The organism is Halocella sp. SP3-1, from assembly GCF_003953885.1.
Taxonomy (GTDB): domain Bacteria; phylum Bacillota; class Halanaerobiia; order Halanaerobiales; family DTU029; genus Iocasia; species Iocasia fonsfrigidae.
Map to the genome: position 1 here is coordinate 3,965,757 of NZ_CP032760.1, position 23,506 is coordinate 3,989,262.

36 protein-coding genes and 1 pseudogene are annotated in these 23,506 nt (G+C 39.4%); all 37 read right to left on the bottom strand.

All coding sequences use genetic code 11. The annotated features are described in order from the left end of the window. Window positions 1-16: 16 nt before the first annotated feature. Entirely contained in the window at window positions 17-358 is a 342-nt protein-coding gene (rplQ, locus tag D7D81_RS18965; RefSeq protein ID WP_125991663.1) for a 50S ribosomal protein L17, read from the bottom strand. A 15-nt stretch (window positions 359-373) separates the two neighbouring features. Then, window positions 374-1,318, bottom strand: coding sequence for a DNA-directed RNA polymerase subunit alpha (locus D7D81_RS18970; RefSeq protein ID WP_125991665.1), 945 nt, complete (start codon window positions 1,316-1,318; stop codon window positions 374-376). 66 nt (window positions 1,319-1,384) lie between these two features. Then, window positions 1,385-2,011, bottom strand: a complete 627-nt coding sequence (gene rpsD / locus D7D81_RS18975; protein WP_125991667.1) for a 30S ribosomal protein S4 — start codon at window positions 2,009-2,011, stop codon at window positions 1,385-1,387. A 43-nt stretch (window positions 2,012-2,054) separates the two neighbouring features. Then, window positions 2,055-2,453, bottom strand: a complete 399-nt coding sequence (gene rpsK / locus D7D81_RS18980; RefSeq protein WP_125991669.1) for a 30S ribosomal protein S11 — start codon at window positions 2,451-2,453, stop codon at window positions 2,055-2,057. 19 nt (window positions 2,454-2,472) lie between these two features. Beyond that, the gene (rpsM, locus tag D7D81_RS18985; RefSeq protein ID WP_125991671.1) at window positions 2,473-2,844 is read right to left on the bottom strand and encodes a 30S ribosomal protein S13; all 372 of its coding nucleotides are present in this window, start codon (window positions 2,842-2,844) and stop codon (window positions 2,473-2,475) included. A gap of 19 nt (window positions 2,845-2,863) precedes the next feature. Beyond that, window positions 2,864-2,977 carry a 50S ribosomal protein L36 gene (rpmJ, locus tag D7D81_RS18990; protein ID WP_125991673.1) on the bottom strand — a complete coding sequence of 38 codons (114 nt, stop codon included), beginning with the start codon at window positions 2,975-2,977 and terminating at the stop codon, window positions 2,864-2,866. A gap of 27 nt (window positions 2,978-3,004) precedes the next feature. Then, window positions 3,005-3,229, bottom strand: coding sequence for a translation initiation factor IF-1 (infA, locus tag D7D81_RS18995; RefSeq protein ID WP_125991675.1), 225 nt, complete (start codon window positions 3,227-3,229; stop codon window positions 3,005-3,007). A gap of 4 nt (window positions 3,230-3,233) precedes the next feature. Further along, a complete protein-coding gene (locus D7D81_RS19000) occupies window positions 3,234-3,518 on the bottom strand; it encodes a KOW domain-containing RNA-binding protein (protein ID WP_125991677.1) in 285 nt (94 codons plus the stop codon). A gap of 73 nt (window positions 3,519-3,591) precedes the next feature. Continuing rightward, a complete protein-coding gene (gene map / locus D7D81_RS19005) occupies window positions 3,592-4,341 on the bottom strand; it encodes a type I methionyl aminopeptidase (RefSeq protein WP_125991679.1) in 750 nt (249 codons plus the stop codon). Beyond that, on the bottom strand, window positions 4,342-4,989 hold the full coding sequence (locus tag D7D81_RS19010; protein WP_125991681.1) for an adenylate kinase: 648 nt from the start codon (window positions 4,987-4,989) through the stop codon (window positions 4,342-4,344). Window positions 4,990-5,015: 26 nt separating this feature from the next. Continuing rightward, the gene (secY, locus tag D7D81_RS19015; RefSeq protein WP_125991683.1) at window positions 5,016-6,278 is read right to left on the bottom strand and encodes a preprotein translocase subunit SecY; all 1,263 of its coding nucleotides are present in this window, start codon (window positions 6,276-6,278) and stop codon (window positions 5,016-5,018) included. Window position 6,279: 1 nt separating this feature from the next. Next, window positions 6,280-6,723, bottom strand: coding sequence for a 50S ribosomal protein L15 (gene rplO / locus D7D81_RS19020; protein ID WP_125991685.1), 444 nt, complete (start codon window positions 6,721-6,723; stop codon window positions 6,280-6,282). A 15-nt stretch (window positions 6,724-6,738) separates the two neighbouring features. After that, the gene (gene rpsE / locus D7D81_RS19025) at window positions 6,739-7,239 is read right to left on the bottom strand and encodes a 30S ribosomal protein S5 (protein WP_125991687.1); all 501 of its coding nucleotides are present in this window, start codon (window positions 7,237-7,239) and stop codon (window positions 6,739-6,741) included. A gap of 18 nt (window positions 7,240-7,257) precedes the next feature. Continuing rightward, window positions 7,258-7,614 carry a 50S ribosomal protein L18 gene (gene rplR, locus D7D81_RS19030; protein ID WP_125991689.1) on the bottom strand — a complete coding sequence of 119 codons (357 nt, stop codon included), beginning with the start codon at window positions 7,612-7,614 and terminating at the stop codon, window positions 7,258-7,260. An 18-nt stretch (window positions 7,615-7,632) separates the two neighbouring features. Continuing rightward, window positions 7,633-8,166, bottom strand: a complete 534-nt coding sequence (rplF, locus tag D7D81_RS19035) for a 50S ribosomal protein L6 (RefSeq protein WP_125991691.1) — start codon at window positions 8,164-8,166, stop codon at window positions 7,633-7,635. A gap of 64 nt (window positions 8,167-8,230) precedes the next feature. Then, window positions 8,231-8,629: a 30S ribosomal protein S8 gene (rpsH, locus tag D7D81_RS19040; protein WP_125991693.1), complete on the bottom strand. Its 399-nt coding sequence runs from the start codon at window positions 8,627-8,629 to the stop codon at window positions 8,231-8,233. 20 nt (window positions 8,630-8,649) lie between these two features. Beyond that, a complete protein-coding gene (locus D7D81_RS19045) occupies window positions 8,650-8,835 on the bottom strand; it encodes a type Z 30S ribosomal protein S14 (protein WP_125991695.1) in 186 nt (61 codons plus the stop codon). A 59-nt stretch (window positions 8,836-8,894) separates the two neighbouring features. After that, a complete protein-coding gene (gene rplE / locus D7D81_RS19050; protein ID WP_125991697.1) occupies window positions 8,895-9,437 on the bottom strand; it encodes a 50S ribosomal protein L5 in 543 nt (180 codons plus the stop codon). Window positions 9,438-9,457: 20 nt separating this feature from the next. Beyond that, on the bottom strand, window positions 9,458-9,772 hold the full coding sequence (rplX, locus tag D7D81_RS19055) for a 50S ribosomal protein L24 (protein ID WP_125991699.1): 315 nt from the start codon (window positions 9,770-9,772) through the stop codon (window positions 9,458-9,460). Between the two features lie 13 nt (window positions 9,773-9,785). Further along, entirely contained in the window at window positions 9,786-10,154 is a 369-nt protein-coding gene (gene rplN / locus D7D81_RS19060) for a 50S ribosomal protein L14 (RefSeq protein WP_125991701.1), read from the bottom strand. Between the two features lie 27 nt (window positions 10,155-10,181). Then, window positions 10,182-10,442, bottom strand: coding sequence for a 30S ribosomal protein S17 (gene rpsQ / locus D7D81_RS19065; RefSeq protein WP_125991703.1), 261 nt, complete (start codon window positions 10,440-10,442; stop codon window positions 10,182-10,184). Window positions 10,443-10,456: 14 nt separating this feature from the next. Further along, window positions 10,457-10,660, bottom strand: coding sequence for a 50S ribosomal protein L29 (gene rpmC / locus D7D81_RS19070; protein ID WP_125992400.1), 204 nt, complete (start codon window positions 10,658-10,660; stop codon window positions 10,457-10,459). Beyond that, the gene (gene rplP, locus D7D81_RS19075; protein WP_125991704.1) at window positions 10,650-11,084 is read right to left on the bottom strand and encodes a 50S ribosomal protein L16; all 435 of its coding nucleotides are present in this window, start codon (window positions 11,082-11,084) and stop codon (window positions 10,650-10,652) included. Before rplP ends, rpmC begins: the two co-directional genes overlap by 11 nt. 38 nt (window positions 11,085-11,122) lie before the next feature. After that, a complete protein-coding gene (rpsC, locus tag D7D81_RS19080; protein ID WP_125991705.1) occupies window positions 11,123-11,767 on the bottom strand; it encodes a 30S ribosomal protein S3 in 645 nt (214 codons plus the stop codon). A 3-nt stretch (window positions 11,768-11,770) separates the two neighbouring features. After that, window positions 11,771-12,112 carry a 50S ribosomal protein L22 gene (gene rplV, locus D7D81_RS19085; protein ID WP_125991706.1) on the bottom strand — a complete coding sequence of 114 codons (342 nt, stop codon included), beginning with the start codon at window positions 12,110-12,112 and terminating at the stop codon, window positions 11,771-11,773. A 28-nt stretch (window positions 12,113-12,140) separates the two neighbouring features. After that, window positions 12,141-12,425 carry a 30S ribosomal protein S19 gene (rpsS, locus tag D7D81_RS19090; protein ID WP_125991708.1) on the bottom strand — a complete coding sequence of 95 codons (285 nt, stop codon included), beginning with the start codon at window positions 12,423-12,425 and terminating at the stop codon, window positions 12,141-12,143. Between the two features lie 21 nt (window positions 12,426-12,446). Next, window positions 12,447-13,280 carry a 50S ribosomal protein L2 gene (gene rplB, locus D7D81_RS19095; RefSeq protein WP_125991710.1) on the bottom strand — a complete coding sequence of 278 codons (834 nt, stop codon included), beginning with the start codon at window positions 13,278-13,280 and terminating at the stop codon, window positions 12,447-12,449. 53 nt (window positions 13,281-13,333) lie between these two features. Then, window positions 13,334-13,624, bottom strand: a complete 291-nt coding sequence (gene rplW / locus D7D81_RS19100; protein WP_125991712.1) for a 50S ribosomal protein L23 — start codon at window positions 13,622-13,624, stop codon at window positions 13,334-13,336. Continuing rightward, window positions 13,621-14,250 carry a 50S ribosomal protein L4 gene (gene rplD, locus D7D81_RS19105; RefSeq protein ID WP_125991714.1) on the bottom strand — a complete coding sequence of 210 codons (630 nt, stop codon included), beginning with the start codon at window positions 14,248-14,250 and terminating at the stop codon, window positions 13,621-13,623. Before rplD ends, rplW begins: the two co-directional genes overlap by 4 nt. Before the next feature lie 31 nt (window positions 14,251-14,281). Next, window positions 14,282-14,911 (bottom strand): 50S ribosomal protein L3, encoded by a 630-nt coding sequence (gene rplC, locus D7D81_RS19110; RefSeq protein ID WP_125991716.1) that lies wholly within the window; start codon window positions 14,909-14,911, stop codon window positions 14,282-14,284. Between the two features lie 21 nt (window positions 14,912-14,932). Next, entirely contained in the window at window positions 14,933-15,244 is a 312-nt protein-coding gene (gene rpsJ / locus D7D81_RS19115) for a 30S ribosomal protein S10 (RefSeq protein WP_125991718.1), read from the bottom strand. 85 nt (window positions 15,245-15,329) lie between these two features. Further along, window positions 15,330-16,523, bottom strand: coding sequence for an elongation factor Tu (gene tuf, locus D7D81_RS19120; protein WP_125991720.1), 1,194 nt, complete (start codon window positions 16,521-16,523; stop codon window positions 15,330-15,332). Between the two features lie 59 nt (window positions 16,524-16,582). After that, window positions 16,583-18,652 carry an elongation factor G gene (fusA, locus tag D7D81_RS19125; protein WP_125991722.1) on the bottom strand — a complete coding sequence of 690 codons (2,070 nt, stop codon included), beginning with the start codon at window positions 18,650-18,652 and terminating at the stop codon, window positions 16,583-16,585. A 48-nt stretch (window positions 18,653-18,700) separates the two neighbouring features. Then, window positions 18,701-19,168, bottom strand: a complete 468-nt coding sequence (gene rpsG / locus D7D81_RS19130; protein WP_125991724.1) for a 30S ribosomal protein S7 — start codon at window positions 19,166-19,168, stop codon at window positions 18,701-18,703. Between the two features lie 14 nt (window positions 19,169-19,182). Then, on the bottom strand, window positions 19,183-19,554 hold the full coding sequence (rpsL, locus tag D7D81_RS19135) for a 30S ribosomal protein S12 (RefSeq protein WP_125991726.1): 372 nt from the start codon (window positions 19,552-19,554) through the stop codon (window positions 19,183-19,185). Between the two features lie 18 nt (window positions 19,555-19,572). Beyond that, window positions 19,573-19,842, bottom strand: coding sequence for a ribosomal L7Ae/L30e/S12e/Gadd45 family protein (locus D7D81_RS19140; RefSeq protein ID WP_286169976.1), 270 nt, complete (start codon window positions 19,840-19,842; stop codon window positions 19,573-19,575). Between the two features lie 158 nt (window positions 19,843-20,000). Further along, window positions 20,001-23,482, bottom strand: a pseudogene (gene rpoC / locus D7D81_RS19145) (DNA-directed RNA polymerase subunit beta'). Window positions 23,483-23,506: the final 24 nt, after the last annotated feature.

Below are 23,506 nucleotides of genomic sequence, written 5' to 3' on the forward strand. Positions count from 1 at the left end.
AATAACACCTGCATTCCTATTCTACCAGTTCAATAATCGCCTTTTCACTGGCATCGCCCCTCCGGGGATACATCTTAAGTATTCTGGTATATCCCCCTGGCCGATCAGAAAACCTGGGAGCAATTTCATCAAACAATCTCTGAACAATTTCTTTATCTTTGATACGTTTTAATACCTTACGGCGGGAACTTAGATCATTCTTCTGGGCTGTTGTAATCATCTTTTCAGCCATTGGTCTTAATTCCTTAGCCTTGGGCAGTGTAGTCTCCAGGCGTTCATGTCTAAAAAAATCAGTCAGCAGATTATTAAACATCGCCTTACGATGTGGAGTTGTTTTACCTAATTTACGCTGAGGCATATATCATCCCTCCTTTTAAATTTCTGGTTCCTTTAAATCTAGTTCAAGCTCTGTTAATTTTTCTTTAATCTCTAGTAATGATTTTTTTCCAAGATTTCTGACCTTCATCAGGTCATCTTCTGTCTTACTGGTCAATTCCCCTACTGTATTAATACCAGCACGTTTAAGACAATTAGAAGAACGAACAGACAATTCAAGTTCTTCAATAGTAGTATCAAAAATCTTATCCTTTTCTTCTTCTTCTTTTTCTACCATTATTTCAACATCATTTACTTCATCTGTCAAATTAATAAAGAGTTCAAGATGTTCAGTCATAATTTTAGAAGAAAGACTTACTGCATCTTCAGGTGAAATACTGCCATTGGTGATCACCTCTAATACCAGTCTATCGTAATCAGTCACCTGACCAACCCTGGTATTTTCAACCTTAAAATTAGCTCTTTCAATTGGACTGAAAGAGGAATCAATAGGAATCAGGCCAATAATTTTATCAAAATGTTCCTGATTCTCCTCAGCAGTAACATACCCCCTACCCCTTTCAACAGTAGCTTCCAGGACTAAACTACCATCTTCAGATAAGGTAGCAATATGATGATCCTTATTAATTATCTCCAGATCACCAGATGTTTTAAAATCACCGGCAGTAACCTCACCCTCACCCTCTACATTAAGAGTGATTTTCTCAATCCCATTACCAGTATACTTAATAACAACCTCTTTTAAATTAAGGATTATTTCTGATACATCTTCTACTACACCTGGTACAGTAGAAAATTCATGTCTCACTCCATCAAACTTTACTGATGTAATAGCTGCTCCAGGGAGAGAAGAAAGAAGTATTCTTCTCAAGGAATTGCCAAGGGTAGTACCATAACCCCTTTCCAGTGGAGCAACCTCAAATTTGCCTACCTTTTTGTCACTTTCAACTATCTCTACACGAGGCTTTTCTATTTCTATCATTAACGCGATACCCTCCTTTTAGAAGGACAAAATATCTTAACAAATACAGCAATTTCACTCCGCTGATTACCTGGAATAAAACTCTACAATTAAGTGTTCTTCAACAGGATAATCTATATCTTCCCTTGTAGGGAGTGAAACAACCTTTCCCTCTGCCTTTTCAAGGTTAACACTTAACCAATCTGGTGTGGTAATTTCAGAGTTGAATTCAAATACATCTTTAAATCTCTTGCCTTTACGACTCGCATCCTTAACAGCAATTACATCATCAACATCAACCTGATATGAAGGAATATTTACCTTCTTACCATTTACCAGTATATGTCCATGAAGGACAAATTGTCTTGCTTCATTACGTGATGTAGCAAAACCCATCCGATAAACAGTATTATCCAGTCTTCTTTCTAATAACTGTAAAAAGTTTTCACCAGTAACTCCCGGCATATTCTCAGCTTTTACAAAGTAATTCCCATATTGCTTTTCTAATATACCATAAATCCTTCTTACTTTTTGTTTTTCTCTTAGCTGAAGACCATATTCAGATAATTTAATTCGACCCTGACCATGTTCTCCAGGGGGATAAGCGCGGCGTTCAATTGCACATTTATCAGTATAACAACGTTCCCCTTTAAGATATAGTTTCTCACCTTCACGGCGACATAATCTACAAACAGAACCCCTATATCTTGCCATTTATTTGCACCTCCATTTACATTATAAACAGTTTTATAGTATTTTAAACTCTGCGTCTTTTAGGTGGACGACATCCATTATGAGGAATAGGAGTAATATCCTTTATAAGGGTAACATTTAAACCTGCTGCCTGAAGAGACCTAATAGCTGATTCTCTACCTGAGCCTGGTCCCTTAACAAAGATCTCTATCTCCTTAACCCCCTGGTCTACTGCCTGTTGGGCGGCATCTTCTGCAGCAATCTGAGCTGCAAAAGGAGTACTCTTTCGTGAACCTTCATAACCAACCTTACCAGAACTTGACCAGGCAACTACATTTCCCTTATCATCAGTAATACTAATAATTGTATTATTAAAAGTAGACCTGATATGGGCCTGACCTTTATCAATATTACGTTTAATCTTTTTCTTACTCTTTTTAGCCCTTTTCTTTGCCTTAGCCATCTATTTACCTCCTCCTCAATTATTCAGCCTTTCTCCTGATTCCAACAGTCTTTTTAGGCCCTTTACGTGTACGGGCATTTGTCTTAGTACGTTGTCCGCGTACTGGCAGCCCTCTCCTGTGGCGAAGCCCACGATAACTACCAATATCCATCAAACGTTTTATATTGCCCCGCACTTCACGTCTCAGCTCTCCTTCAACCTGATATTTATCTATTTCTTCCCTGAGTTTAGCTATCTCAGCTTCAGTCAGGTCTTTCACCCTGGTATCAGCATTAACACCAGTGGCCTCAATTATTTTATTAGCAGTAGAACGGCCTATCCCATAAATATAAGTCAACCCGATTACTACCCTTTTATTTCTTGGAAGATCTACACCTTCTATACGTGCCAAATTAGTTCACCTCCATTTATTATCCTTGACGTTGTTTATGCTTGGGGTTTTCACAGATTACCATTACTTTACCTTTCCGCCTGATTATTTTACATTTATCACAGATAGGTTTAACTGATGGCCTAACCTTCACCTCTATCACCCCTTAATCTTTATATTATTATTTGGCCTTATGACGATAAGTGATTCTCCCCCGGCTTAGGTCATAGGGAGACAATTCCACTGTAACCTTATCACCTGGTAAGATCCGGATGAAATTCATCCTCATTTTCCCTGAAACATGGGCCAAAACCTTATGACCATTGTCAAGCTCAACCCTGAACATTGCATTAGGAAGTGGTTCTACAACCGTTCCCTGAACTTCAATAGGTTCCTCTTTTGCCATATAGTCATTTAGCCTCCTCATTTTTCTGATAATCTTTAATCGCCTTTTTTATGTCCTCATTCCGGACGCGTTTTCCTTCTAATAACCATATAGAAATTTCTTCAAAATGATATCCTGCTGGTCTCACATGTTTAATATTCTTACGTTTAGGGTTTTCAATTCTTTTCTTATCCCCATCAGAAACCTGTATATAGTCTTCATCAACAATTTTAACTACTAGATAATATTTACCTTCATCTCTACCAGCTGTTGAAATAACCAGGTCACCCAATTCAAATCGAGAACTCATAACTTCAACTCCATTTACTTAAAGACCACTGGATATTATATCACATTATTGATATCCAGTTCAATCCCTGTTTCTATACTTTACTAAGGATTTCCGGACCATTATCTGTAATAACAATAGTATTTTCATAATGAGCTGATAATTTCCTGTCTTCAGTTACTACAGTCCACTTGTCAACAAGTGTTTTAACACGAAATGTACCCACATTTACCATGGGTTCTATCGCCAATGTCATGCCTTTTTTGAGTAAAGGCCCTCGACCCGGGGAACCAAAATTGGGTATCTGCGGGGATTCATGCATCTCTCTACCTATACCGTGTCCCACATAATCCCGGACAACCGAAAATCCCTTTCCTTCAACAAATTTTTGAATTTGATTTGATATATCAGTTAACCTATTTCCAGGATAGGCCTTTTCTATCCCTTGAAAAAAGGACTGCTCTGTAACCTCAATCAGTTCTCTGGCCTGATTACTAATCTTACCTACCCCAAATGAACGGGCAGCATCACCATGAAATCCTTCATAAAAAGCACCAATATCCAGGCTGAGCAGATCCCCATCTTCAACACACCTTTTTTTACTGGGAATACCATGTACTACCTCTTCATTGATTGAGACGCAAACAGATGCCGGATACCCCCTATACCCTTTAAATGATGGAACTGCACCTTTGTTTCTAATAAACTCCTCACCAAGCCTATCTATCTCAGCAGTTGTAATGCCAACAACTATCATTTCCTTAAGGAAATGATGAGTTTCAGCAACTATCTGATTAGCCTGGCGCATTATATTAATCTCTCTGGGAGACTTCAGGACAATCATTTATAAATCCACCTCTATTTTTTCTTTTATCTGTTCAAACACCCCATCTATACTATCGCCCTGAACGGTCACTAATATATCCCTTTTACGGTAATAATCAATAAGCTTCTTTAACCTTTTAGCGTGTGCTTGTATCCTATGCCTTATTGTTTCTTCTTGATCATCACTACGCTGTATTAGCTTACTTCCACATTTATCACAAATACCCTCTTTTAAAGGCGGATTAAATTCTAAATGATAGGAAGCACCACATTCAAGACAAACCCTTCTACCAGACAGTCTTTTAACCAGACGATTACTGGCAACCTTAATATATATTGCAAAATCTAGTTTCTTACCTGCTCCATTTAAAAAATCTGTAAGTGCCTTAGCCTGTTGTAGGGTTCTGGGAAAACCATCGAGAATAAAGCCCTTAGCCAAATCAAGTTCTAGAAGATATTTTTTAACCATTTTAATAGTATCTTCATCAGGAACGAGTTCCCCTCTATCTATATATTGCTTAGCCTTTTTCCCTAATGGTGTTCCCTCATCAATTAACCGCCTAAAAATATCACCAGTCGCAATATGAGGCAGGCCGGTCTCACGGCTAATCAATTTAGCCTGTGTTCCTTTTCCGGCACCAGGCAAACCCAATAATATCAGGTTCATAATCCTCCCCCTTTTACTCCATATGCCTACTTCATAAAACCTTCATAATGTCTCATCAAAAGATGTGATTCAATCTGCTGCATTGTCTGTAAGGCTACACCTGTCATAATTAGAAGTGATGTACCACCAAAACTTATTGCTACACCAGTAAGCGGACGAATAATAAAAGGTAATAAGGCGATAAATGTCAAAAACATCGCCCCGGCCAAAGTTACCCTGAGCACTACCCTTTCTAGATAATTTACTGTAGCTTTACCTGGCCTGATTCCTGGTATAAAACCACCATATTTTTTCATATTTTCCGCTACATCTTCTGGGTCAAAGGTAAAAGCAGTCCAGAAGTAAGTAAAGAAGAAAATCATCAGTGCATATAAAAATAAATAGAATGGCTGACCAGGTGCCAGTATATCAGCTAATCCCTGTGCCCAACCAAAAGGAAGGACCTGGGCAATAACAGTTGGAAACATTAATACTGAGGATGCAAAAATAACAGGGATAACACCTGCCTGATTTATTTTTAATGGAATATGGGTATTCCTTCCCCCATAAACCCTTCTCCCTACAATCCTTTTAGAATACTGTACAGGGATTCTCCTTTCACCCTGCTGGATAAAGATAATGCCAGCAATTATCACTAAAGCCAGAACAGCAAATATCAGTACATTTAAAATTGATATTGAACCAGCTCTGACCAATTTCAAAGTCTGCCAGATATCCCCGGGAAAACGAGAAATAATTGAGGTGAAGATTATTATTGAAATACCATTACCTATTCCCTTATCAGTTATCTGTTCACCTAACCACATTAAAAAAGCAGTTCCTGCTGTAAGGCTAATAACAATTAAAAACAAATTAAAAAAATTAGGGTCTTCTACTGCCGGTTTTACATACATGGTTATTCCATATCCCTGAATTAAAGCCAGAACAATAGTACCGTATCTGGTATACTGTGTCATTTTCTTTTTACCCTCATTACCTTCTTGCTGTAATTTCTTTAAAGCAGGAATAACACCTGTTAACAGCTGCAGGATAATAGAGGCGGTAATATAAGGTGTAATACTCATAGCAAAAATTGTAAAATTCCTCAATGCACCACCAGCAAAAAGATCGAGAAAATCAAACACATTTCCAACTCCACCGCCAAATAGCTGTTCCCTCAAAGTAGCTATATTTACCCCCGGAACAGGGATAAAAGCACCCAGGCGGTAGACAACCATCATAGAAATAACAAATAAAATTTTCTTCCGTAATTCTTTTACCTTAAAGGCATTGCCTAGAGCAGATAACACCTTAAATCACCTCTGCCTTTCCGCCAGCTCCCTCTATTTTTTCCTTAGCCGACTTTGTGAAAGCATTGGCTTTGACAACCAGTGCCTTTTCAATCTCGCCATCACCAAGGATCTTTACCCCTGATTTAGCTATTTTATTAATAACACCAGACTCAAGTAATCTCTCCGGGGTTACTTCTTCATTTTTATCGAATTTATTTAGTTGATAAACATTTACCTCATTAAATTCTTTTTTGTGAATATTGGTAAATCCCCTTTTTGGTAAACGTCTGAACAGGGGTGTCTGACCACCCTCAAAAGTAGGTCTAACTCCACCACCAGAACGGGCATTTTGACCATTTGCACCACGTCCTGAAGTATAACCTCTTCCAGAGCCTATACCACGACCTACACGTTTGCGTTTCTTTTTAGAACCTTTATTAGGTTTCAAATCATGCAGATTCATTTGTCCACCTCCTTATTACCCAAGGATTTCTTCTACAGTTTTACCTCTCAATTTAGCAACTTCTTCAACTTTTTTTAATTCGCCAAGCCCAGTAATTGTTGCATTTACCATATTTATCGGGTTAGTTGAGCCCAGTGATTTAGTCAAAATATCACTAATACCAGCTAATTCTATTACCGCTCTTACCGGACCACCTGCAATAACACCAGTACCAGGAGCAGCCGGTTTTAGCAGTACTGAACCTGCACCAAATTGGCCGGTCACCTCATGTGGGATAGTAGTCTCAACAATCGGAACCTCCACTAACTTCTTTTTAGCATCATCAATACCTTTACGAATAGCTTCAGGTACTTCATTGGCTTTCCCGATACCAGCACCCACATGGCCATTACCATCCCCAACAACAACAAGGGCACTAAAGCTGAAATTACGGCCACCCTTAACAACTTTCGCAACACGGTTTATATTGACAACACGTTCTTCAAGATCTAATTTATCGGGATCAATAATCTTCATGAATTCGCCTCCTTCTTGCTAAAAATTTAAACCCTTCTCTCTAGCCGCTTCCGCTACTTCTTTTACCCTGCCGTGGTATTTATAACCACCACGATCAAAGACAACTGTCTTGATACCTTCTTCCAAGGCCCTTTCTGCAGCAAGCTCACCGACTAACTTGGCTGCTTCTTTATTACCACCGTATTCGATAGAATCTTTCACAGCCGGGTCAAGGGAAGAAGCAGCAACCAGGGTATGGCCAGATAAATCATCAATTATTTGAACATAGATGTTTTTAGAACTCCTATATATATTCATTCTTGGTTTTTCTGGAGTCCCCAATACATTATTTCTAATCCTCTTATGACGTTTTTTTCTCGGGGTCATTTTACCCATACCATTCACTCCCTTCCATTAACCTGTTTTACCAACTTTACGTCTGATGTGTTCATCAACATATTTTATGCCCTTTCCTTTATACGGCTCAGGTTCTCTAACTGACCTGATTTTAGCAGCCATTTCACCAACTAACTGTTTATCAATACCCTTGACAGTTATATTGGTATTTTTATCTACTTCAAATTCTATTTGGCCCTCTGTTTTAATAATAACAGGGTGTGAATACCCAACCTCTAATTCCAGGTCTTTACCTTTTAGTTTAGCATTATAACCAACACCAACCATCTCTAATTTCTTTGCAAACCCTTCTGTAACCCCAGTTATCATACTTTCAATTAGACTCCTGGTTAAACCGTGTAATGACCTGTCTTCCCTATTATCTGAAGACCGTTCAACAATAACCTGGTCATCTGTAATATTTATAGTAATCAAAGGACTAAATTCTTTACTAAGTTCACCCTTAGGCCCTTTGACAGTTAATTTATTCTCATCTTGTTTAAGTGTTACTCCTTCTGGAATATCAATCGGCAATCTTCCAATACGGGACATTCCTTTCACCTCCATATGTGAAAATTTTAGTTAACAAGCATCTATCCACATCATACAGGTTTATCTACCAGACATAACAGAGGACTTCTCCCCCAACCTTATCATTACGGGCATTCTTGTCAGTCATTAAACCCTTTGAGGTAGAGATAACAGCTATACCAAGTCCACCAAGTACTCTAGGTATCTCATCTTTTTTAACATAAACCCTCAGACCAGGCTTGCTTATCCTTTTCAAACCAGAAATAACCTTTTCCCCATTTTCGCCATATTTAAGATAAACCCTGATAGTATTTTGAGGACCATTTTCTATAACTTTATAGTCATTGATAAACCCTTCTTCCTTTAAAAGCTCAGCAATATTTATTTTCAGCTTTGAAGCAGGTATATCTACACTATTCTTGTCTGTACTATTCGCATTCCTGATACGCGTCAACATATCTGCAATAGGATCAGTAATATTCAACTTACAAACCTCCTTCCAGTTTACCAGCTTGCTTTCTTTACTCCTGGTAGTTCACCTTTATGAGCCAATTCCCGAAAACAGATCCGACAGAGATCGAATTTGCGGATATACCCACGTGGTCTACCACATCGTTTACATCTATTTACAGTGCGTGTTGAATATTTAGGTTCTTTATTGGCCTTTTCTACTAAAGCTTTACGAGCCACTTCTTTATTACCCCCTTACTGTTCTAATTAAAATATATTATTAGGGACCAAATTTAACCCTATTCTTCTTTAAAAGGCATTCCCATCATTTTTAACAGTGCATGTGCCTCTTCATCAGTCTCTGCTGAAGTAACAATAGTAATCTCAAGCCCGTGTACTGTATCAACATTATCAACACTTATTTCCGGAAAAACAGTATGCTCTCTAATCCCCAGACTGTAATTTCCTCTACCGTCAAATGACTTAGAAGAAACACCCCTGAAGTCTCTAATACGTGGAAGGGTAATATTTATTACCTTATAAAGAAATTCATACATTTGATTTCCACGTAGGGTTACTTTTACACCAATCGGCATACCTTCACGGATTTTAAAATTGGCAACAGACTTCTTTGCCCTTGTTATAGTAGGTTTTTGTCCGGTAATTACAGCAATTTCATCTACTACTATGTCCAGTAATTTCTGATCTTCTTTAGCATCTCCTAGACCAACATTAACAACAACTTTCTCAAGTTTTGGTACAGCCATTACACTTTGATAATTAAACTCCTCAACAAGCTTTGGAACAATCTCTTCTTTATATTGAGTAGCTAATTCAGGCATTTAGTATACCCCCTTTCAAACTACTTATCTATATCTTCACCACATTTTTTACAAACCCTTACTTTACTGCCGTCATCTAAATATCCTGCAGCAAATCTAGTTCTTTCATCACAACGCGGACAAACTAATTGTACATTAGATAAATGAATAGAACCTTCATTTTCTATAATACCGCCCTGAGGCATATCCTGTGTCGGACGCATGTGACGGTGAAGAATATTAACACCCTCAACTATCACTCGCTCTTCTTTAGGAATAACACTCAGTACTTTACCGCGTTTTCCTTTATCTTTACCAGCGATTACCTCTACTTTATCACCTTTTTTTATTCTCATGATACTCCCCCCTTTACAAAACCTCAGGTGCTAAGGAGATTATTTTCATATAGTTTTTATTCCTTAATTCCCGGGCTACAGGCCCAAATATACGAGTCCCTTGTGGGTTATTTTGTTTGTCAATAATAACTGCAGCATTTTCATCAAATCTAATATAAGAACCATCAGAACGTTTTAATTCCTTTTTTGTCCTAACTACTACTGCTTTAACAACATCACCCTTTTTAACCATACCACCAGGAATGGCTTCCTTAACAGTTGCAACAATTACATCACCAATTTTAGCATAACGTTTCCTTGAACCACCTAAGACTTTAACACATAAGAGTTCACGTGCCCCGGTGTTATCCGCAACCTTCAAACGGCTTTCAGACTGAATCATCAAAATTCCTCCTTTCTACAGGGGAAATTACTTGGCTTTTTCGACAATATCGACCACACGCCATCTCTTGGTTTTGCTTAAAGGGCGTGTTTCCATAATCTTAACCTTATCCCCTTCTCTACATTCATTTTCCTCATCATGAGCTTTAAAGGTATTGGTCTTTTTTACTGTGCGTTTGTAAAGAGGATGCTGGGTCCTTTTTTCTACAGCAACACTCACTGTTTTATCCATTTTATCGCTGACTACTATGCCAACTAATGATTTCCTTTTGTTTCTTAGCTCGACCATCTTTGACCTCCTCCCTATGCCCTCTTAATACCGAGTTCCATTTCACGCAACACAGTCTTTACCCGGGCAATATTACGCTTAACCTCTTTAATACGCATGGGGTTATCAAGTTGTGCCGTCGCATGTTGAAACCTTAGATTAAATAACTCTTCTTTAAATTCCTGTAATTTTTGATCAAGTTCTACTTTGGTCATATCTCTTAATTCATCAGCCCTCATTAGAATCACCATCCATTTCTTCCCTTTTAACGAAATGAGTTTTGATAGGCAATTTATGAGCTGCCAATCTCATGGCTTCACTGGCTAATTCTTCACTAACACCGGCTATTTCAAACATAATCCTACCGGGTTTTACTACAGCCACCCATTTTTCTGTGGCACCTTTACCACTACCCATACGGGTTTCAGCTGGTTTTGCAGTTACAGGTTTATCAGGGAAGATCTTAATCCAGACCTTACCTCCCCTTTTTATTGATCTGGTCATCGCAACACGGGCAGCTTCAATCTGCCTGTTTGTAATCCAACCAGGCTCAAGTGCCTGTAATCCGAATTCACCAAAAGAAATCTCGGTTCCTCGAATCGCCTTTCCTTTCATTCGACCTCGATGTTGCTTACGATGTTTTACTCTCTTTGGTATTAACATCTAAAGGCCTCCTTTCCCTTATATAACTTTATAGCCAATTAGTCATTATCTACTTCTGGTAGTATTTCACCTTTATTAATCCAAACCTTAACACCTATTTTCCCATAGGTGGTATTTGCTTCAGAAAAACCATAATCTATATCAGCTCTTAAAGTATGCAATGGTACACTGCCTTCATTATAACCCTCAGTCCTGGCCATTTCAGCACCACCAAGACGTCCACTACTTTGAACCTTAAATCCTTCAGCACCCATTCTCATCGATCGATTCATGGCCTGTTTCATTGCCCGTCGAAATGATACCCTTCTTTCCAACTGGGAGGCAATATTTTCAGCAACCAGCTGGGCATCTAGATCAGGATTGTTTACTTCAACAACATTTATCTGAACCTTCTTACCGGTCATCTTTTCAATTTCCTGCCTTAAACTATCTACTTCAGACCCTCCGCGTCCAATTACCATGCCAGGACGTGCAGTATAAATATCCAATTTCAACTGATTGGCAGCTCTACCGATTACTACTCGTGAGATACCGGCATCAAACATCTTTTCTTTAACATGATTTCTTATCTCCAGATCTTCCTGTAAAAGCTGTGAATAATCTTTTTTATCAGCATACCATTTGGCATCCCATTCCTTTATCACACCAACACGAAGACCATGGGGATGGATTTTTTGACCCAAAATTTATCCCTCCTTTTTTTCACTTACAATTATCGAAATGTGACTTGTTCTCTTTTTGATCATACTTGCCTGACCCTGGGCACGGGCGCGCCATCTTTTCATGGCTGGGCCTTCATCTACATAAGCTTCTTTAACATATAAATCATCTGCTAACATATCATGGTTATTCTCTGCATTAGCAACAGCTGAGTTTAATACCTTTTCTACCAATTGAGAAGCCTTTTTGGGCGTATTTCTTAAAATACCAACGGCCTCACCAATATTTTTCCCTCTAATTAAATCAACAACCAGTCTTGCTTTCCGCGGGGAAATCCGTACATATCTGGCAACAGCTTTAGCCTCCATTAATAACCCCCCTTTACCTTACACAATTTTATTTTAACGATGTGGAGCGCTCTGTATGATGACCATGACCCCTGAATTTACGGGTCGGAGCAAACTCTCCCAATTTATGTCCAACCATATCCTCTGTTATATATACAGGAACATGTTTTATTCCATCATGAACGGCAATAGTATGACCTACCATTTCAGGAAATATTGTAGAACTCCTTGACCAGGTTTTAATAACACTTTTTTTATCTTTTTCATTCATTTCCCTGATCTTGGCAATAAGGCTCTCTTCTACAAAAGGTCCCTTCTTTAAAGACCTACCCAATATAAACCCTCCTTTCGATGTTTACCGTTTTTTAGCATGGCGTGAACGCACAATATAACGATCAGATTTCTTGGTTTTCCTGGTCTTTTTACCCATTGTAGGTTTACCCCAGGGTGTAACTGGATGACGTCCTGCTGGCGACTTGCCTTCACCACCACCATGTGGATGGTCATGTGGGTTCATAACAACACCACGAACAGTTGGTCTTTTACCTTTCCAACGAGACCTACCTGCTTTACCAACAGTAATATTCTCATGGTCTATGTTACCTACCTGACCAATAGTTGCTTTACAATCCATTCTAACCAGGCGTACTTCCCCGGAAGGGAGTTTAATATGGGCATACTTCCCTTCCTTAGCCATAATCTGCGCCATTGTCCCTGCTGACCTGGCTAACTGTCCACCTTTACCTGGACTTAATTCAACATTATGAATTATAGTACCAACCGGTATATCCTTTAATTTAAGGGAATTACCAGGTTTTATATCGGCATTTTCACCAGACATTACAGTTTCTCCAACACTAAGTTTATTTGGAGCTAAAATATAACGTTTCTCACCATCTGCATATTTCAAAAGGGCAATCCTGGCTGACCTGTTTGGATCATATTCAATAGTACTAACCAATGCAGGTACGCCATCTTTGTTACGCTTAAAATCAATCATACGGTAACGGCGTTTATGGCCACCACCCTTATGGCGGGTAGTTATTCTACCATCAACATTACGTCCACCAGACTTTTTTAATGGAGCCAGCAGGCTCTTTTCAGGTTTAGTTCTACTTATTTCAGAAAAACTTGAAACTGTCATATATCGTCTGGAAGGAGTAGTCGGTTTAAACTTCTTAATCGCCATTATCTTTCCCTCCTTATCCTTGAACAATTTATATTTTACAACTTTTTTTCAAATTACATACCTTCAAAAATTTCTAGTCTATCACCTGCAGCTAGTTTAACCATAGCTTTTTTCCAGGCAGGGGTTCTTCCTTCTTTGAAACCCATTCTCCTTTTCTTACCAGAAACATTCATGGTATTAACCTTTAATACCTGAACATTGAAGATATCTTCAATGGCATTTCTAATTTCAACTTTGTTGGCTTTCCGGGCAACTTTAAATGTATAGGTATTATTCTCTTCTATTAAATCCATACTTTTTTCAGAGATAATAGGAGAAATAATTACATCCCTCGAGTCCTTCATTTAGCCAACACCTCCTCAATCTTCGCAACAGCCTCTTTTGTAATAATAATAAAGTCATTGTTGAGTAAATCATAAGCATTCAATGAACTTACAAGCAAGGTTTTTACCCCAGGTATATTACGTACTGAGAGATAGACATTCTCATCTTTTTCCGGGATAATGATTAATACCTTTGCCTCCCCAAGATTGAAGTTATCTAGAATTTCAACCATCTGTTTTGTCTGTGGTTTAACAAATTCAAGTTCATCAATTACCAGTACACTATCACTTTGAACCTTATCACTTAAAATCGACCTTAAAGCAATTTTTTTAACCTTCTTGTTGAGCGACTTATTGTATGAACGAGGTTTTGGTCCAAAAACAGTACCACCGCCTACCCAGAGTGGTGAACGGATACTACCATGTCTGGCCCGACCGGTACCTTTTTGACGCCATGGTTTACGACCACCACCGCGTACTTCACCTCTTGTTTTTGTTGAGGCAGTTCCCTGTCTCCTACCAGCCAGCTGGGCATTAATAACCTCGTGAACTACATGTTCATTTATATCATCATTAAATATACTATCAGCTAAATCTATATTTCCAACCTCTTTACCAGTTGTATCATATTTAGCTATCTGCGGCATCGCTAATTCCCCCTTTCCACAACTAAATTAACTAATTTGATACCTTTACAGCATCTTTGATCCAGACTATACCTTTATTAGGGCCTGGCACAGAGCCTTTAACCAATAACAAATTTCGGTCGGTATCTACCTTTACTATTTCCAGGTTCTGAATAGTTACCCGGTCATAACCCATTCTTCCTGGGAGTTTCTGGCCTTTAAAAACACGCGCTGCATCTGTTGCCCCGATAGAACCAGGTGCCCTATGTGAATGTGAACCATGGGTCTCAGGTCCACGCTGGAAATTGTGCCTTTTAATGGTTCCAGCAAAACCCTTACCTTTGGAGATACCTGTTATATCTACAAGTTCACCATCTGCAAACTGTTCTACAGTTAATTCATCACCTTCATTAACATCCATTTCAAAATCCCTGAGTTCTTTCAAGTATTTCTTGGGTGTTACATCTGCCCTATCAAAATGACCTTTTTCCGGTTTATTTGTCCTGAATTCAGCCTTATCCCCAAAACCAAGCTGAATTGCATTATAACCATCGGTTTCTTCTGTTTTCTTCTGTGTTACAATACATGGCCCGGCCTCAATGACAGTTACCACAACAGCAGTTCCGTCATCATTAAACACCTGGGTCATTCCAACTTTCTTGCCGATAATTCCTTTAGCCACGTCTCTTACACCTCCTGACAATTATAGCTTAATCTCTATATTTACACCTGCTGGTAAATCCAATCTCATTAATGCATCAACAGTCTTCGAGTTAGGGTCAACTATATCTATTAATCTTTTATGGGTACGCATTTCAAACTGCTCCCTGGAGTCTTTATGAACATGTGGTGAACGCAAGACAGTATATACTTCTTTTTCTGTCGGAAGTGGTACAGGACCTGATACATTGGCACCGGTCCTCTGGGCTGTATTTACTATCTTCTGGGCTGATTGATCCAGCAGTTCATGTTCAAATGCCTTTAAACGAATTCGTATCTTTTCGTGTTTAGCCATATTCTTCCCTCCTTCTCGGGTGAAAATCTATATTCAGAAACATAGAAAAAGAGAGGAGAAAATGCTCCTCGCTTTTTCTAACTATTTACTCAATAATGTCGGTTACAACACCGGCACCTACTGTATGGCCGCCTTCACGGATAGCAAACCTTAAACCCTCTTCCATAGCAATCGGGGTTATCAGTTCACCTACCATCTCTATATTATCTCCAGGCATTACCATTTCTACTCCTTCTGGTAGAGTGATTATACCAGTAACATCTGTTGTCCTGAAGTAAAACTGTGGCCTGTATCCATTAAAGAATGGGGTGTGCCTTCCTCCCTCTTCTTTCGATAAAACATATACCTCTGCCTTGAATTTTGTATGCGGGGTTATACTTCCTGGGGCTGCTAATACCTGTCCCCGTTCAATATCTTCCCTCTTTACTCCCCTTAATAGGGCTCCTATATTATCCCCGGCTACTGCTTCATCTAACAGTTTCCGGAACATCTCTACTCCTGTCACTACTGTCTTTTCTGTATCTTTGATCCCTATTATCTCTACTTCATCTCCTGGATGCAGGGCCCCTCTTTCCACTCTACCTGTCGCTACTGTCCCACGCCCAGTTATACTAAAGACATCTTCAACAGGCATCAGGAAGGGTTTGTCTGTTTCTCTTTCTGGTTGTTCAATATAGCTGTCTACCTCATTCATCAACTCTATAATCTTGGAGCCCCATTCCCCTTCCGGGTCTCCATTTTCCAGAGCCTTTAAGGCAGAACCTACTACTACTGGTATCTCATCACCTGGAAAGTCATATTCACTTAATAGTTCTCTAACTTCCATCTCTACTAATTCTATTAACTCTTCATCATCAACCATATCTGCTTTGTTTAAGAATACTACTATATTTGGTACTCCTACCTGACGAGCCAGCAGAATATGCTCTCTGGTCTGGGGCATTGGTCCATCTGCTGCAGATACTACCAGAATAGCTCCATCCATCTGGGCTGCACCTGTAATCATATTCTTTACATAGTCAGCATGTCCTGGACAGTCAACATGGGCATAATGCCTTGCTTCGGTCTCATATTCAACATGAGCTGTCGCTATGGTGATTCCTCTTTCTCTTTCTTCTGGTGCATTATCAATTGTATCAAATGCCCTTACCTCTGCTCCACCAAAGTTAGACAGTACTGTTGTTATTGCTGCTGTTAATGTTGTCTTACCATGGTCAACATGACCTATTGTACCGATATTTACATGTGGTTTTGTCCTTTCAAACTTTTGCTTTGCCATTACAAAATTCCTCCTTAAAATATTAAAATATATAATTTTTAAACAGTCAGATTTATTGATTAGTCTCCCATAATTTCTTCTGCAATACTCTTAGGTGCAGGTTCATAATGAGAGAACTGCATTGTATAGGTAGCACGCCCCTGTGTTTTAGAACGCAGATCTGTTGCATATCCAAACATCTCAGATAAGGGTACAAATGACTTTACAACCTGGGCTGTTGCCCTCGGCTCCATACCCTGTACCTGTCCACGGCGTCCATTAAGGTCACCAATAACATCACCCATGTATTCTTCTGGAACAACAACCTCAACCTTCATAACAGGCTCTAGAATCACAGGTCTAGCCTTTTTGGCTGCCTCTTTAAATCCTATTGAACCAGCAATTTTAAAGGCCATTTCTGAAGAATCAACCTCATGATAACTACCATCATTTAAGCTAACCTTCAGGTCAACCATTGGATAACCAGCTAGAACACCATTTTCCATAGCTTCTATGATACCAGACTCAACAGCAGGAATGTATTCCCGTGGAATCGAACCACCAACAATATTATTTTCAAATTCAAAGCCTCCACCTTCACCGAGTGGTTCAATATCAATAACTACATGACCATATTGCCCCCGACCACCAGACTGACGAACAAATTTACCATGGACACCATTTACCTTTTTAGATATTGTCTCACGATAAGCAACCTGTGGTTTACCAATATTGGCATCAACTTTAAATTCCCTTAATAGACGGTCAACTATTATCTCCAGGTGTAATTCACCCATCCCCTTAATAATAGTCTGACCAGTTTCTTCATCAGTCTTAACTTTGAAAGTAGGATCCTCTTCAGCCAGACGCTGTAATGCCATACCAAGTTTATCCTGGTCAGCTTTACTCTTCGGTTCAATAGCTACATCAATAACTGGTTCAGGGAATTCCATTGCCTCTAATATAATGGGATTATCTTCATCACAAAGTGTATCCCCAGTAGTAGTGTTTTTTAAACCTACAGCTGCAGCCAGGTCACCAGCATGAACAGAATCTCTTTCTTCACGGTGATTAGCATGCATCTGCAAAATACGTCCAACCCTCTCTCTCTTACCTTTGGTTGAGTTAAAAACATATGAACCAGCCTCAAGTACACCTGAATATGACCTGAAAAAGGCCAGTTTTCCTACATAAGGGTCTGCCATAATTTTAAAGGCCAGGGCAGAAAAAGGTTCATCATCACTAGCTTTCCTGACTGCTTCCTCTTCACTATTGGGGTCTATTCCTTCAACTGGAGGTACATCCAGTGGTGAAGGTAAATAGTCAATAATAGAATCAAGTAATAATTGAACACCCTTATTTTTAAAAGCAGAGCCACAATAAACAGGAATCAAACTAACATTAATAACCTCTTCCCTGATAATATCCTTCAAGTCTTCAGCCTTAATCTCTTCACCTTCAAGATATTTCATCATTAATTCATCATTTTTTTCTGCCAGGGATTCTATTAGGTTTTCTCTGTATTCTTCAGCCTTTTCCTGGTATTCCTCAGGGATAGCTGTCCTTTCATAGTTTACACCAAGATCATCTTCATATATGACTGCATCCATATTAACAAGATCGATAACACCTCTAAAATCATCTTCCTTACCAATAGGGAGTTGAAATGGTACTGCATTAGCACCTAATCTCTCTTTCATCATATCTAAGACCTGGTAAAAATCAGCACCCATTCTATCCATTTTATTTACAAAAGCAATTCTGGGGACTTTATATTTATCAGCCTGCCGCCAGACAGTCTCCGACTGGGGTTCAACACCACCTACAGAACAAAATAATGCAATAGCACCATCAAGAACACGGAGTGACCTTTCAACCTCTACAGTAAAGTCCACGTGTCCGGGCGTATCTATAATATTTATACGATTTTCCTTCCATTGACAGGTAGTCGCTGCTGAGGTAATAGTTATGCCCCGCTCCTGTTCTTGCTCCATCCAGTCCATTACAGCGGCTCCATCATGAACTTCTCCCATCTTATGGACCCTTCCTGTATAATAAAGGATCCTCTCAGTGGTTGTAGTTTTCCCAGCATCTATATGAGCCATAATACCAATATTACGAGTTTTATTAAGCGGAAATTGACGGGCCATCTATTTCCCCCTCCCTTCTTATAGTTATAATCTTATATATATCTAATACTACCATCTATAATGAGCAAATGCCTTATTAGCTTCAGCCATGCGGTGTACTTCTTCTTTTTTCTTAACAGCACCACCAGTATTATTAGCTGCATCTATTATCTCATTGGCAAACCTTTCAGTCATGGTACGCTCTCCCCTGTTACGGGCAGATTCAGTTAACCAGCGGATAGCAAGACTTAAACGCCTGCGATCATTTACCTCAACAGGCACCTGGTAGTTAGAACCACCAACACGCCTTGATTTAACCTCTAAAACTGGCATAATATTTTCTAATCCCTTTTTTAAAACCTCAATACCCTCTTCATCAGTATTTTCTTTAATCTGATCAATGGCATCATAAAATACACTTTCGGCAATACTCTTTTTGCCGTCCAGCATAATTTTATTAATCATTCGGGTGACAATTATATCATTATATACAGGATCAGCTAATACCTCTCTCTTTTCAGCTCTATTTTTGCGCATCTAGCTTCCCTCCTTTACTTAGGTCTCTTTACTCCATATTTAGATCTTCCCTGTTTGCGGTCATCAACACCGGCAGTATCAAGGGCACCTCTAACAATATGATACCTTACACCAGGCAAGTCTTTAACCCTTCCGCCGCGTACAAGAACAACAGAGTGTTCCTGTAAATTATGTCCAATCCCAGGGATATATGCAGTAACTTCAATCCCGTTAGTTAATCTTACACGGGCTACCTTTCTAAGGGCTGAGTTAGGTTTTTTAGGGGTTGCCGTATAAACCCTGGTACAGACCCCTCTCTTCTGCGGTGAATTCTGTAAAGCAGGTGCAGATTTTTTCTTACTAACCTTTTTACGACCCTTACGGACTAATTGACTAATTGTTGGCATAAGCACACCTCCTTCCAGTTATTTCAATAATGCAGCACAAGCAGCTGAAACATCTATACCACAAGCCCTGCCCAGTTTTAACTTGCTCTCAACCTTTTCTACTGATAAATTATTCTTTCTACTTGCCTCTATAAGTTTAGTCTTTATATGTTTATCAATATCTTCAGCAATAAATATTTTAGCTGCTTTACCATTATTAATGACATGTAATGTCTGCTTTGTACCAACAACTTTATTCTTCTGTTTGGCCAGCTCTGTCAGTACCATTACATCTCCTCCTGAAGACATCTTTTACTAACACACACTTAAGTATTTTAACACCTTTACCAGTCTATGTCAACAAAAATTTATTTAATTAGTATTATTAATACTAATTAAAATATCAGACATACTATACGGGGGGTTTTTACCCCCCGCCTCTATGAATAGCAATACTTAAACTACTATCACTCTGCTTCTTCAACAATCTCATCTATTAAATTTTCCATAGGCAGCTCATTCTCATCAAGCATATCAATAGAACGGTAACGCCTCATACCAGTACCTGCCGGTATTAACTGCCCAATAATAACATTTTCCTTTAATCCCATTAATGAATCAACCTTACCTTCCAGCGAGGATTCTGTTAAGACCCTTGTTGTTTCCTGGAAGGAAGCAGCAGATAGAAAACTATCTGTTGCCAGTGAAGCCTTAGTAATACCAAGCAATTCCGACTTATATGTGGCGGTCTGACCACCATTTTCAGCTATCTTACGATTAACTTCTCTTACCTCATACCTATTTACCAGACTTCCAGGCAGAAAATCTGTATCCCCTGGTTTAATAATCTTAAGCTTCCTCATCATCTGTCTAATAATAACCTCAATATGTTTATCATTTATCTCAACACCCTGTGAACGGTAAACATTTTGAACCTCTTCCAGGAGATAATTTTGTACCTCACTCTCTCCTTTAACCTTTAATAAAACACTAGGATCCATAGGCCCTTCAGTCAATTTATCACCTGCATAGACCATCTGCCCATCTTTTACGCTTATCTGAGAACCATATGGAATCTGATAGGTTTTTTTCTTACCGTCATCATCTTCAATAACAATCCGGCGGCTATTTTTCTTACTGATTATTTTAACATAACCAGTTTTTTCAGTAATAATCGCCTGACCCTTAGGTGTCCTACCTTCAAACAACTCTTCTACCCTGGGTAGACCCTGGGTGATATCATCCCCAGCAACACCTCCAGTATGGAAGGTACGCATGGTGAGCTGTGTCCCCGGTTCACCAATTGACTGAGCTGCTATTATTCCAATTGATTCACCAATATCAACTAATTTACCAGTAGCCAGGTTTCTACCATAACACTTGCGGCAAACCCCATGTTTGCTTTCACAGTTTAAGACAGACCTGATTTTTACTGCTTCAATACCTGCCTGATCAATTTCTTTCATACTGTCACGTGAAATTACTTCATTTCTTTCTACAATAAACTCTCCTGTTATGGGATGAATAATATCTTCAGCGGCAGTTCTACCAATACATCTTTCAGCCAGGGTCTCAATAGCCTCTTTACCCTTGCCGCCAATAGACTCTACCAAAGTGCTCTGTTCTGTTCCACAGTCATCTTCCCTGATAATCACATCCTGCGAAACATCAACCAGACGTCTGGTTAAATAACCGGAATCAGCTGTCCTGATAGCTGTATCAGCCAGACCCTTTCTGGCACCATGGGTTGATATGAAAAACTCCATAACATTTAATCCTTCCCGGAAACTTGAGCGAATAGGAACATCAAGTATCCGACCTGAAGGATCTGCCATTAACCCACGCATACCAGCCAGCTGTGATATCTGCGATCTATTACCACGGGCACCAGAATCAGCCATGACAGAAATATTATTGTCTTTTTCTAGATGAGCAATTAAAGCATTCGTCACATCATCTTTAGCCTTATTCCAGATGTCTACTACTTTTTGGTATCTTTCATTATCAGTAATAGCCCCTCTGCGGTAGTGCTGCTCTATATTATGAACCTCTTCTTCAGCCCTATTTAATATATCTTCTTTACTGGCAGGGATAGCAGCATCACTTACAGCAATCGATATCCCTGAACGAGTAGCAAAATCATAGCCTAAGGCCTTGATATTATCCAGAGCACGGGCTGTTTTGGTATTTCCAAACCTCTCCTGCAGGTCAGAGATCATCTCGCCAAGTCCACTTTTACCAATCTGTTCATTTATATATTCCATTTCTGCCGGTAGGGCCTCATTAAAAATAACCCGACCGATTGACGTCTCGATTATTTTCCCATCTAACCTAACCTTGACATTGGCCTGTAGATTAACCTTGCCTGTATCATAGGCCTTAATCGCCTCGGAGGCAGAGGAAAACTCTTTACCTTCCCCAACTGCTCCCTCTGTAACAGTTGTCAGGTAATATATACCCAGAACCATATCCTGGGTAGGGACTGTGATTGGATGTCCATCAGATGGTGTCAATAGATTGGTAGTTGATAACATTAATAACCTGGCCTCTGTCTGGGCTTCAGCGGATAAAGGAACATGAACCGCCATCTGATCACCATCAAAATCAGCGTTATAGGCAGTACAGACCAGGGGATGTAGTTTAATGGCCTTACCTTCAACCAGTATCGGCTCAAAGGCTTGAATACCGAGTCTATGTAAAGTAGGAGCCCTGTTCAGTAAGACAGGATGGTCCTGAATAACCTCTTCCAGTACACCCCACACCTCATCATTTACATTCTCAACCATCCGCTTGGCATTCTTTATATTATGTGCTAAGCCTTTATCAACCAGGCCTTTCATGACAAATGGTTTAAAAAGCTCTAAAGCCATCTTTTTAGGTAGACCACACTGATGGAGTTGCAAATCCGGTCCTACTACAATAACAGATCTCCCTGAATAATCTACCCTTTTACCGAGCAGGTTCTGACGGAAACGGCCCTGTTTACCTTTCAACATATCACTTAGTGATTTGAGCGGACGGTTCCCGGCACCTGTAACCGGTCTACCCCTCCTACCATTATCAATCAAGGCATCAACTGCTTCCTGCAGCATTCTCTTTTCATTTCTAATAATAATTTCAGGTGCTCCCAGATCAAGTAATCTCTTCAATCTATTATTACGGTTAATAACACGCCTGTATAAGTCATTCAAATCAGAGGTTGCAAACCTACCCCCATCAAGCTGGACCATTGGTCTAAGGTCAGGGGGAATTACCGGGATAACATTTAAGACCAACCAAGAGGGATTAATTGATGAATTATTTAACCCATCAAGGACCTCTAATCTCCTGATGGCCCTTTTGCGGCGCTGCCCAGTTGATTCCTTAACCTCCTTTTTAAGCATCTTAACCTCATTATTTATATCTATTTTAGTAAGTAATTTCCGTACTGCTTCTGCCCCCATCTCAGCTTTGAAACTATTACCATATTTACTGTATGCCTCTCTATATTCACTCTCATTTAGTAACTGTTTCTCACTTAATGGGGTTTCCCCTGGGTCTATTACAATATAGGAGACAAAATAAATAACCTTTTCCAATGCCCTTGGTGACATGTCAAGTATTAAACCCAAGCGACTAGGAATGCCTTTAAAATACCATATATGGGTACACGGAGCCGCTAATTCAATATGACCCATGCGTTCACGGCGGACCTTGGAACGGGTTACTTCTACACCACAGCGGTCACAGACAACTCCTTTATACCTCACCCTTTTATATTTACCACAATGACACTCATAATCCTTGGTCGGGCCGAATATCTTTTCACAGAAAAGCCCATCCTTTTCCGGTTTTAATGTTCTATAATTTATAGTTTCGGGTTTTTTAACTTCCCCCTTGACCAGTCGCGAATCTGTTCTGGAGAGGCAACACTAATTTTCATTGAATCAAAATTATTAACGTTGAACAAGGGTCATTCTCCCCTTTCTATAAT

Bases quoted from the DNA above. Each gene is read 5' to 3' on its own strand.
- infA (WP_125991675.1), bottom strand. From the start codon at position 3,229: ATGGCAAAAGAGGAACCTATTGAAGTTCAGGGAACGGTTGTAGAACCA.
- rpsJ (WP_125991718.1), bottom strand. From the start codon at position 15,244: ATGGCTAAACACGAAAAGATACGAATTCGTTTAAAGGCATTTGAACAT.
- rplQ (WP_125991663.1), bottom strand. From the start codon at position 358: ATGCCTCAGCGTAAATTAGGTAAAACAACTCCACATCGTAAGGCGATG.
- rpsE (WP_125991687.1), bottom strand. From the start codon at position 7,239: ATGAAGATTATTGATCCCGATAAATTAGATCTTGAAGAACGTGTTGTC.
- rpsK (WP_125991669.1), bottom strand. From the start codon at position 2,453: ATGGCTAAGGCAAAGAAAAGGGCTAAAAAGAGTAAGAAAAAGATTAAA.
- rplF (WP_125991691.1), bottom strand. From the start codon at position 8,166: ATGTCCCGTATTGGAAGATTGCCGATTGATATTCCAGAAGGAGTAACA.
- rpsD (WP_125991667.1), bottom strand. From the start codon at position 2,011: ATGGCAAGATATAGGGGTTCTGTTTGTAGATTATGTCGCCGTGAAGGT.
- rplO (WP_125991685.1), bottom strand. From the start codon at position 6,723: ATGAATCTGCATGATTTGAAACCTAATAAAGGTTCTAAAAAGAAACGC.
- rpmC (WP_125992400.1), bottom strand. From the start codon at position 10,660: ATGAGGGCTGATGAATTAAGAGATATGACCAAAGTAGAACTTGATCAA.
- map (WP_125991679.1), bottom strand. From the start codon at position 4,341: ATGATTGTCCTGAAGTCTCCCAGAGAGATTAATATAATGCGCCAGGCT.
- rpsQ (WP_125991703.1), bottom strand. From the start codon at position 10,442: ATGGTCGAGCTAAGAAACAAAAGGAAATCATTAGTTGGCATAGTAGTC.
- rpsL (WP_125991726.1), bottom strand. From the start codon at position 19,554: ATGCCAACAATTAGTCAATTAGTCCGTAAGGGTCGTAAAAAGGTTAGT.
- rplD (WP_125991714.1), bottom strand. From the start codon at position 14,250: ATGCCGCAGATAGCTAAATATGATACAACTGGTAAAGAGGTTGGAAAT.
- rplN (WP_125991701.1), bottom strand. From the start codon at position 10,154: ATGATTCAGTCTGAAAGCCGTTTGAAGGTTGCGGATAACACCGGGGCA.
- rplB (WP_125991710.1), bottom strand. From the start codon at position 13,280: ATGGCGATTAAGAAGTTTAAACCGACTACTCCTTCCAGACGATATATG.
- D7D81_RS19000 (WP_125991677.1), bottom strand. From the start codon at position 3,518: ATGAGTTCTCGATTTGAATTGGGTGACCTGGTTATTTCAACAGCTGGT.
- rplW (WP_125991712.1), bottom strand. From the start codon at position 13,624: ATGAAGGACTCGAGGGATGTAATTATTTCTCCTATTATCTCTGAAAAA.
- rplP (WP_125991704.1), bottom strand. From the start codon at position 11,084: ATGTTAATACCAAAGAGAGTAAAACATCGTAAGCAACATCGAGGTCGA.
- tuf (WP_125991720.1), bottom strand. From the start codon at position 16,523: ATGGCAAAGCAAAAGTTTGAAAGGACAAAACCACATGTAAATATCGGT.
- rplX (WP_125991699.1), bottom strand. From the start codon at position 9,772: ATGAGAATAAAAAAAGGTGATAAAGTAGAGGTAATCGCTGGTAAAGAT.
- D7D81_RS19010 (WP_125991681.1), bottom strand. From the start codon at position 4,989: ATGAACCTGATATTATTGGGTTTGCCTGGTGCCGGAAAAGGAACACAG.
- rplR (WP_125991689.1), bottom strand. From the start codon at position 7,614: ATGGGTAAAATGACCCCGAGAAAAAAACGTCATAAGAGGATTAGAAAT.
- rpsG (WP_125991724.1), bottom strand. From the start codon at position 19,168: ATGCGCAAAAATAGAGCTGAAAAGAGAGAGGTATTAGCTGATCCTGTA.
- D7D81_RS18970 (WP_125991665.1), bottom strand. From the start codon at position 1,318: ATGATAGAAATAGAAAAGCCTCGTGTAGAGATAGTTGAAAGTGACAAA.
- D7D81_RS19140 (WP_286169976.1), bottom strand. From the start codon at position 19,842: ATGTCTTCAGGAGGAGATGTAATGGTACTGACAGAGCTGGCCAAACAG.
- rplE (WP_125991697.1), bottom strand. From the start codon at position 9,437: ATGCCTGAATTAGCTACTCAATATAAAGAAGAGATTGTTCCAAAGCTT.
- rplV (WP_125991706.1), bottom strand. From the start codon at position 12,112: ATGGAGGCTAAAGCTGTTGCCAGATATGTACGGATTTCCCCGCGGAAA.
- fusA (WP_125991722.1), bottom strand. From the start codon at position 18,652: ATGGCCCGTCAATTTCCGCTTAATAAAACTCGTAATATTGGTATTATG.